The organism is Weissella sp. DD23 (genome assembly GCF_001579105.1).
Classification (GTDB): Bacteria; Bacillota; Bacilli; order Lactobacillales; family Lactobacillaceae; genus Weissella; species Weissella cibaria.
This window is the reverse complement of sequence record NZ_KQ970393.1, coordinates 57,946-67,258: the sequence shown is the minus strand read 5'-3', so window position 1 is coordinate 67,258 and position 9,313 is coordinate 57,946. Positions and strand designations below refer to the sequence as shown.

Sequence of the window (9,313 nt, the reverse complement as noted above, 5' to 3'; positions counted from 1 at the left end):
TGTCTTCCTTAGACTTGCGAATGGCCACGGCTTCCTCTTGGCCTGCAATGACAAGGTCAATCAATTCATCCTTAGTCGCAATCTCCAAATCCTTGCGCTCGTAAGCCGAAAAGGTTTGTTCGAAGGCCATTGCCTCTTCGATGTGCTCGCCAATCCCATAGGGGGCAATCGTTTCAGCAAATGCGTGCCGACTCAGGTTAAATAATTGTTCGAGACCGAAGTCTTGTGTGCCGTCTTCAAAATAGAATGTTAACGTTGTTGCTTGTTTATTAACCAGATAGTACATAACCGAAACCCTCCTATATAAGAATGACTCACGTTAATGTACATCAATTATCCTATTGTTACAGAATTGTTTCAAATAATCTGCTCATGAGGCGTTCGGTTTGACAGAGAACAAAAAAGAGCTACCAACAGTAGCTCTTTTTGTGTTAATTCACGTGATGGTTAGATGAATCGCGAATGATAATGTCGCTATCGTAGCGGACGTTTTCCACGGGGTGGCCCTTGATCAACTCAAGGAGCATCCGCCCAGCATCACGCCCCATCTTACCTTGTGGGTGACGCGCCGTCGTTAGACTTGGCGTCATGTAGTGAGACATCGCATAATCGTCAAATCCGACAATCGCAATATCCTCTGGTACCCGCAAACCAAGTGATTTCACCAAATCAATCGTTTGAATGGCCAAGGCATCATTGTACAAAGCCAAGGCAGTTGGTCGATCAGCGGATTCCAAGTGTGTTTCAATCTTATTCAAGATTTGTGCATTGCTAGCCTCATCGTTTGATTGATACATGATGATGTTACTGTGCAACGCAATCGCCGGGTGCTGTTGATATGCCTTGTAGAAACCTTGCATACGGTGCGCGCCTTGGACGTCATCGACCTTAAACACGCCCAAAATGCGCTCGTGTCCCTGTGCAATCAGGTGATTAATCAAATCAGCTTCTGAATTGGTATCGTCCACCTCCAAGTAGGGGAAGTCGAAATGTTCATAAGTAGAATTGATAAAGACGGTCGGAATGCCAAGTTCGCGAATTTGATCATATAAATCTTTATTGGCGTTTGGCAAAGCGGACATGGTTGGTTCGATAATCAACCCGTTCACGCCTGTTTCAATCATGCGCATCAGGCTTTGGCGCTCACGTTCATACGTGTTGTGCGTATTACTAATGAAGAGCGAGTAGCCTTCATCTGAAATCACGCGGTCGATGCCGCTGATAATCTCAGGGAAGATATAGTCGGCTAGGTGGGTTGTAATCACCCCGATGACCTTATTGTCAGAAGTTGTTGCCGGCGCTTTATTCCAATCATCAACATACATACCACCACCTTGAACGCGGTAGAGGAAATGTTCTTGTTCTAAATCACTGGTTGCACGACGGACGGTATAACGACTGACGCCATATTGTTCGGTTAAGTTAGCTTCGGTTGGTAATTTGTCGCCAATGGCGTATTTACCAGAAAGTATATCATCTCGAAGCCCTTTCTTAACGATATCGTATTTCGTATCCATATTAGACCCAATCTCTCTGTCGTGTTTATTTATGATATTCATTATACAAGTAATTGTCCGGTTGTGTTAGACAAAACCGTGAATTGTTATGAAAAACAGACGTAAATAAGCAATAATCAATCATTGTCCGTACAAATGTAAGCGCATCCGGAATAACGGACAACAATCACTAGCGTAAAGTTCATTCTGGTACAAAACAGGCCTAAAATTATACGTAACGCCTATAAATAGGCGTTTTTCTAACTAAAAAACCGTATTTTTAATTTGTGATAAATGTATCAAAGTTTAAGAAAATGTGAATTGAACGTGAACTGAATGCTTTTGGGGTTGTAAGTTGTCCGTACAAGTGTTTTAATAATACTCGTAAAAGAAAGAAAACGCTTTCAAGAAATTTTAGGAGTTTAACAGATATGACAGTTCGCTACGAAAACCCAGTGATCATCCAACGTGCTGATCCATATATCTACAAGCACACGGATGGTTATTACTACTTTGTTGCTTCGGTACCAGCTTACAACTTGATTGAGTTACGTCGTGCGAAGACGATTGATGGTTTGGCTCACGCAATGCCACGCACAATCTGGCGTAAGCACGATTCAGGGACCGGCGCACAAAGCGAATTGATTTGGGCACCAGAGTTACACTACACGGAAGGTAAGTGGTATGTGTACTATGCTGCTTCACATACAACGGCATTTGATGAAAACGGCATGTTCCAACACCGCATGTTTGCCATCGAGTGCGACGCAGAAGACCCAATGGAAACAGAAGAAAACTGGGTTGAAAAGGGACAAATTGAAACGCACCTTGATTCATTTGCCCTGGATGCAACGTCATTTGAATTAAACGACAAGCTGTACTACGTTTGGGCGCAAAAGGACCCGGAGATTAAGGGTAACTCAAACTTGTACATCGCTGAAATGGAAAATCCATGGACGTTGAAGACGGCGCCAGTTATGTTGTCAAAGCCAGAGTTCGACTGGGAAACTAAGATTTTCTGGGTGAACGAAGGACCAGCTATCTTGAAGCGTAACGGCAAGGTGTTCTTGACGTTCTCTGGCTCGGCCACTGATGAAAACTACGCGATGGGGATGTTGTGGATCGAAGATGACAAGGATGTCTTAGACGCTGCAAACTGGCATAAGTTGGACCACCCTGTTTTCCAATCAGATATGGAAAACGGTTTGTACGGTCCGGGTCACAACTCATTTACGGTTGCTGAAGATGGTGAAACCGATTTGTTGGTTTACCACGTGCGTAACTACCTGGATATCAAGGGTGATCCTTTGTATGATCCAAACCGCCACACGATGGTACAACCATTTGAGTGGGACGATGAAGGCTTCCCAGTGTTTGGCAAGCCACAACCATTTACTTTTAACTAATTGAATGAAAACTCAGGGGGATTATCATGAGTCAAGTTGTTAAGGAGAGCAAGCATTTCTGGGGATTTGCGGCTTCGCACTTTAGTTACTTCTTTATTTGGGCGATTACATATGGATTCTTGACGCTTTGGTTAGGTCAACAAGCTGGCCTATCAGGCGCGCAATCAGGGGTGGTCTTCTCATTGATGGCTGGAATGTCATTGCTGTTCCAACCGTTGTTCGGAGTTATTTCCGATAAGTTGGTCTTTAAAAAGACGTTGTTAATTACGATTGCAATTGCTGGAATCTTTATCGGCCCTTACTTCCAATGGGCCTTCATGCCAATCTTGGCCATCAGCCCAGTTTTGGCTTCAATCGTAACTGGTATTGTGTTGGCCTTCATCTTGAATGGTGGTGTGTCAGTTATTGAGCAGTACGTACAACGTGCCTCATTGGCAAACAAGTTTGAGTTTGGTCACTCGCGTATGGGTGGATCAGTTGCCGGAGCCGTATCAGCTTTGGTAGCCGGTCGTTTGTTCTTGTGGCAACCAAACGCTATCTGGTGGGCCTGCTCGGCGTCAGCTGTTTTGTTGACGATGTTGTTGTTGTTCTCAACGAAGATTAACTTCTCAAACGCAGCCGCTGCAATGGGTGCTTCAAACGAAAAGTTGACTAAGAAGGATATCTTCTCAATCTTCAAGTTGCGTAACTTCTGGATTTTGGCCTTGTTCTACATGGGTGCCTCAGCTTTGTTCGACGTGTTCGACCAACAATTTATCGTCTTCTTCAAGACGTTCTTTGAGACTGACTCACAAGGAACAATCATGTACTCATACATGAACTCAGCGCAAACAGTGATTGAATTGTGCTTGATGATTCCGATGCCTTACATCATCAACAAGATTGGTGCGCGTAACGGTTTGTTGATTTACGGATTCTTGACGTTCGTGCGTATCTTCGGATCAGCCATGGCACCATCATGGGAGTGGATTGTCTTCTTCCGTTTGCTAGCTGGTTTCGAAATGCCATTGTTGTTGGTTTCAATCATGAAGTACATCTCAGGCGCCTTCGACATCCGTCTGTACGCAACAGTTTACGCCTTGGCATCTAACTTTGCTAAGCAAATCTCAGTCTTTATCTTCTCAACAGTCGCTGGATCAATGTACGACAAGGTTGGTTACCAATCAACGTACTTGATGATGTCAGCTGTGGTTATGGTTATCACGTTGGTAGCCGTATTCTTCTTGGAGCGTGAGAAGAAGGTTAACCCAGTCGAAGAGGCAGCGGGTGGCCCCGTGGAGCAGGTAACTGAATCCCAGGCGTAACGCCAATTAACCCTTAAAAATTGTGAGAGATTTTTTAGGCTAATAATTCCAAAATTATCCCAGTAAGTCCAGCGAGGCTTGCTGGGATTTTTGTTTGATCGGAATTTTGAATCTATGACAAATGGCGAAATACATACCTATTTGTAATAGTAAACGCTCATAAAGTGCCTTTGGAAACCAAAAATTTAAAGTGCAACTACAGCGACTTGTTATTTTTGGTGAAGTCAATTTGTTTCAAAATCTTCTTGCTAGTCGTCTTATCCACGTTCTGAGGAGTGGTTACTAAACCACGGAAATAGTTGCGGATTGACCATGTAAAAAGCCACCGCAAACTAGTACAATGCGGTGGCTTTGATTAATGTCCGTTCAATTGGTTCAGATAAGAAATTGCTTCAGCCTTATTTAAGAAGCGTTTACGTATATGCTTGCCATCGATAGTTTTATCAACAGTATAACGATTACGTGGCTTCTCATAGGTCAGGCCAACGACTTGTTTAATATCATCATCTACAGTGTATTCGCGGGTCTTGGCTTCGATACGGGCTTTACGTGCAGCTAGTTGATTTGGGTTGTTCCGTTTTTCTGACTCTGCAGCGCGGCGCTGACGAGTGAACTCTTTTTCTAATTCTTGGCCTGTATTGTTATTGGCATAAATTGAGTCGATAACAAACATAGGTCGTCCGAACTGTTTAACAATCTTATGCCAGTTCGCTTGAGCAGCTGGAATATGATGGTGTCCGTGGACCACGCCAACGACGTTGTACTGCGTGAATATCTTGGCCAGCTGATTATTGGACAAAGCATACTTATCATTGAACGATTTGCTCTTTTTTGACAGCATGCTCAATTCATTGAAGATGGGGGCGTGACTAACTACAACTGTTGGTGTGGTGGTGTCATCTCCCAGGATTCGAATCAATTCATCGGCAATCCATTGCTGCTCAGTCGCCTGATTTGAAAAACGAATTGGGACCGTCAAACCAGCATAACGTACGCCGGCGTACATCGTACTTTCATTGTTCAACACCTTTAACTGTGGAAATCTAGACTGAACGTCATCGGCGATATAGGCATAGATGTCGTTGTCACCAGCAGGAAGTAGTGGCCATGCATCGTTTCCAAGATTCGCAACCAGCAATTGGAACCATTGATAGTCACGATACTTTGCCAATGTGTCGTCTTTCGACACGATCGTGCCAGCTAACACATCGGTCATATCGTGATTTCCAATAACGTATATCCCTTTGATATTTTTGTCAGACACGCGACCATCAGACGCGTCGCCGGCAATGATGTTGAAGTTATCATTGCTGAATGGTAACGAAGTCAGATTCTTATTTGCTACACCGGCGTGGATGTCGGATACAACGTTGATTTTATTGTTATTTGACGTTGGCAACACAATTTTGTAGTACGGATCAATAAGTTTAGGGTTTACTGAGTGTGCCGTATAGTTTTGACGTGCTTTAGACAATTCTGCGCCAACAACAGACTTTAACAAAATTTGCGTGTCGGGATCATCATATTGACCTTCATTTATATTAGACACAGCGCGCGAGTTAAACCCGGCCGCCGTTCCTGCAGGTAATAATTCCGACACGCGGGTCAGGTCTGTATCTGCAGACACATATAAATTCTCAAGATTCGTCCCTTCGGACAACGACATAACACCCGAACCATCGGTAGAAATCTGCAGATCATCAGTAACTTGGGCGATAAACTTCATGTATTCCGAGATGTAGCCTATAATACCGGTGAACCGATTGCTGTCGTACAGGAACTTACCAGCAAGATTAGCAGATAATGGACCGGTTGAGTCATGTTGCATCAGGCGCCCCAGAACTTGAATTTCAAATAAAGGATGTTCAAAGATTTTATGGTACTCAGCAGTTATGTGTGTTTCGTTTTTAGCGACGAACTCATCGACATCGGGTCCATAAGGATACATAACGCCGGCTTGCTGCATTAAAGCTTTGCCAATGTATGTTTTGATGTTATCTTCGTGGCTTTCTAAATACCGTCGAGTTTTCTCTGGGCTCAACATTGAGTAACGCGCGGCACGCTCGATATAGTATCGGGCCGTGTCATAGGGAATCGCAGAGAACACCAAATCATTAGCAACGATGCTGAATGTGTTCTCTTTAATGTTGTTCTCCAATGCGAAGTATCGATTCGCATATACCACCTTATTTACAGGTCGGCGTCTGTTCTGTGGGTATTGTTTTATTTGCTCCTCAATCAATCGGGGCAAGTTGTTGTTTTCGTTAGTCATATCACTAGCCTCTCTGCGAAACCGTGTACCACTTCCAGGTGTAGCGGTGCATAGATGGTTTTACAGACATATCTATATTTAAATATATACGTAGAAGAAAAATCCCCAGATCACGATTAAGTGAAATGGGGATTTTGTGTAGTGTCAGGATGTTCTCTGCCGTGTTTGATTATATCCATGACAATCAAACAAACATAGAATAACTTGGCTGCTGGCATAGGGGTGCGGGATTAGCGTAGCGATTGCAGGTAGGGAACTCACAAGTTCGGCCGACCGCCGGTTAGACAAGGCGATACGGAACCAGACCCTTAACCCAATTATTTGGGAGCTAGCCGGTGCTCGCGCCGGCGGAGTTGCCTAGATGCAATCTTTGTCGAAGCTAATCCCGCACCCCTATGCCTCGTCGCAACGCGACGACACGCTATAAACGTAACAACGCACCGTTTAAACTACCAACAACCAACATTTGTACGCAAAATTAAAACAACCGCTACATTTGTCCGGAATTAAAGAAATGCCCGAGAATAGGCGTTTTAAACGACTTAATCCGGACAACTAACGTGAATTAACTGTGATTTATATGTCCCAATTGTGAATTGTTCGAATTTGTTCTTGATTTGTACGGACAAGTGATTTAATATAATTCATGTAAACGATTACAAAACGCAAAATGATTCTCGTTTGAGGGGAAACGGAATAATGAATAAAGAACAAATTCAAAACGAAATTATGAACGGTCAAGCCGCTTTGGGAATTGAGTTCGGCTCAACTCGTATCAAGGCTGTCTTGGTTGCCACAGACTTCTCAACAATCGCTGTTGGAAGTCATGAATGGGAAAACAAGCTTGAAAATGGCGTGTGGACTTACTCACTAGAAGATATCTGGTCAGGTGTCCAAGATGCTTACCGCGATATGGCGGATCAAGTCAACATCGAATATGGCACAGTTATCCGTAACTTGTCATCAATTGGTTTCGCAGCGATGATGCACGGTTACATGGCTTTTGATAAGGGCGGCAACTTGTTGGTACCTTTCCGAACTTGGCGTAACGCCATCACGGGTCAGGCCGCTAGCCAATTGACAGAGTTGTTCGACTTTAACATTCCACAGCGTTGGAGCATCGCCCACTTGTTCCAAGCTATCTTGAACCAAGAGGCGCACGTGAAGGATATCGACTTCATGACGACGTTGGCTGGTTACGTGCACTGGCAAGTAACCGGTGAAAAGGTATTGGGTGTTGGGGATGCCTCAGGGGTCTTCCCAATCGATTCAAACACGGTCGATTATGACGAAGGCATGTTGAACAAGTTCAACGAGTTGAAGTCAGTCCAACAATATCACTGGACGTTACGCGACATCTTGCCAACGGTTAAGTCAGCTGGTGAAGAGGCCGGCCGCTTAACAGACGAGGGTGCTAAGTTGCTGGATCCAAGCGGTTTGCTGGTTGGTGGTGCGGTTGCCGCAGCACCTGAAGGAGACGCTGGTACAGGAATGGTTGCGACGAACTCAGTTAAGCAGCGTACGGCTAACGTGTCAGCTGGTACATCAGCCTTTGCCATGATCGTCTTGGAAAAGGCTTTGTCACAAGCCCACGAAGATATCGATATGGTGACGACGCCTGATGGTTCAGCAGTTGCCATGGTTCACGCCAATAACAGCTCATCAGAAATTAATGCTTGGGCTCGGATGTTTAAGCAATTCGCACAAGCTATTGGCGTTGAGTTGAGTGCCAATGACTTGTACGGTGCCTTGTTCCGTTCCGTTTTGGATGCCCGCCCAGACGCGGGTGGCTTGCTAAGCTACGGTTACCACTCAGGTGAAAACATCACGGGTGTTAACGAAGGTCGTCCGGTATTTGTCCGCACGCCAAATGCGGAATTCAACTTGCCTAACTTGATGCGCATGCACCTCTATTCAGCTTTCGGTGCCGTTAAGATTGGGTTGGACATCTTGAAGCAAGAAGATGTTGTGATGGACTCAGTTGTTGCCCAAGGTGGTATTTTCAACACACCAGTTGTTGGTCAAAAGATTTTGGCCGCAGTTATGGACGCCCCAGTGACGTTGATGACGAACGCTGGTGAAGGTGGCCCTTGGGGAATGGCAATCTTGTCACAATATGTGACGATGCGTGAAGCTGGTGAGTCATTGGCGGACTTCTTGGAGAACCGTGTCTTCGCGAACCAAGACAGTACAACGATGGCACCTGACCCAGTTGACGTCGCTGGTTTTGAAGAATTTATGGTCCGTTACAAGGACGGTATCGCGATCGAAAAGGCCGCCATTGATGCCATCTCGGACGAACCGGTAGTTGCAACAGTAGAGGAGGATGAAATTCATGTTGGAGAACTTGAAGCAGCGCGTGTATGAGGCAAACATGGCTTTGCCAAAGCACGATTTGATTAAGTTTACTTGGGGAAATGTTTCAGAAATTGATCGCGAAAGTGGTTTGTTCGTGATTAAGCCATCTGGGGTTGATTATGATGATTTGACGCCAGATGACATGGTTGTCGTTGATTTGGACGGGAATGTCGTTGAAGGAGATTTGAACCCTTCAAGCGACACGGACACACACCGTGTCTTGTACAAGGAATTCCCAGATATCGGTGGCATTGTGCACACGCACTCACCATGGGCTGTTTCATTTGCGCAAGCTGGCGTGGATATTCCAGCAGCTGGTACAACACACGCGGATACGTTCTACGGTGATATTCCAGCCACGTCATTAATGACGGAAGCTGAAATTAATGGGGCTTACGAGTTGGAGACGGGAAATGTCATTGTAAAGACGTTTGAAGACCGTTTCATCGACCCTAACGAAGTACCAGCGGTTCTGGT

General features: G+C 44.9%; 6 protein-coding genes and 1 pseudogene. 4 read left to right on the top strand and 3 right to left on the bottom strand.

Annotated elements, in window-relative coordinates; genetic code table 11:
- Positions 1-286, bottom strand: a pseudogene (locus WEIDD23_RS13565) (hypothetical protein); the annotation flags it as partial.
- A 145-nt stretch (positions 287-431) separates the two neighbouring features.
- Positions 432-1,517 carry a GntR family transcriptional regulator gene (locus WEIDD23_RS06280; protein WP_010374974.1) on the bottom strand — a complete coding sequence of 362 codons (1,086 nt, stop codon included), beginning with the start codon at positions 1,515-1,517 and terminating at the stop codon, positions 432-434.
- Between the two features lie 410 nt (positions 1,518-1,927).
- On the opposite strand from WEIDD23_RS06280, the gene WEIDD23_RS06275 reads away from it, so the two are divergent.
- Both WEIDD23_RS06275 and WEIDD23_RS06270 read left to right on the top strand, forming a co-directional pair.
- Complete coding sequence (locus WEIDD23_RS06275; protein ID WP_010374973.1) at positions 1,928-2,902, top strand: glycoside hydrolase family 43 protein; 975 nt, start codon at positions 1,928-1,930, stop codon at positions 2,900-2,902.
- Positions 2,903-2,928: 26 nt separating this feature from the next.
- Positions 2,929-4,206 carry an oligosaccharide MFS transporter gene (locus WEIDD23_RS06270; RefSeq protein WP_010374972.1) on the top strand — a complete coding sequence of 426 codons (1,278 nt, stop codon included), beginning with the start codon at positions 2,929-2,931 and terminating at the stop codon, positions 4,204-4,206.
- A 355-nt stretch (positions 4,207-4,561) separates the two neighbouring features.
- Here WEIDD23_RS06270 and WEIDD23_RS06265 read toward each other — a convergent pair whose 3' ends face one another.
- The gene (locus WEIDD23_RS06265; RefSeq protein WP_010374971.1) at positions 4,562-6,478 is read right to left on the bottom strand and encodes a metallophosphoesterase; all 1,917 of its coding nucleotides are present in this window, start codon (positions 6,476-6,478) and stop codon (positions 4,562-4,564) included.
- 699 nt (positions 6,479-7,177) lie between these two features.
- Here WEIDD23_RS06265 and WEIDD23_RS06260 point away from each other — a divergent pair.
- Complete coding sequence (locus WEIDD23_RS06260) at positions 7,178-8,845, top strand: xylulokinase (protein WP_010374970.1); 1,668 nt, start codon at positions 7,178-7,180, stop codon at positions 8,843-8,845.
- A partial coding sequence (araD, locus tag WEIDD23_RS06255) for an L-ribulose-5-phosphate 4-epimerase AraD (protein ID WP_062358879.1) occupies positions 8,814-9,313 on the top strand: 500 nt, incomplete at its 3' end. The genes WEIDD23_RS06260 and araD, both read left to right, overlap by 32 nt.

Excerpts from the sequence above, each read along its gene's own strand:
- WEIDD23_RS06280 (WP_010374974.1), bottom strand. The coding sequence starts at position 1,517 with ATGGATACGAAATACGATATCGTTAAGAAAGGGCTTCGAGATGATATA.
- WEIDD23_RS06275 (WP_010374973.1), top strand. The coding sequence starts at position 1,928 with ATGACAGTTCGCTACGAAAACCCAGTGATCATCCAACGTGCTGATCCA.
- WEIDD23_RS06270 (WP_010374972.1), top strand. The coding sequence starts at position 2,929 with ATGAGTCAAGTTGTTAAGGAGAGCAAGCATTTCTGGGGATTTGCGGCT.
- WEIDD23_RS06265 (WP_010374971.1), bottom strand. The coding sequence starts at position 6,478 with ATGACTAACGAAAACAACAACTTGCCCCGATTGATTGAGGAGCAAATA.
- WEIDD23_RS06260 (WP_010374970.1), top strand. The coding sequence starts at position 7,178 with ATGAATAAAGAACAAATTCAAAACGAAATTATGAACGGTCAAGCCGCT.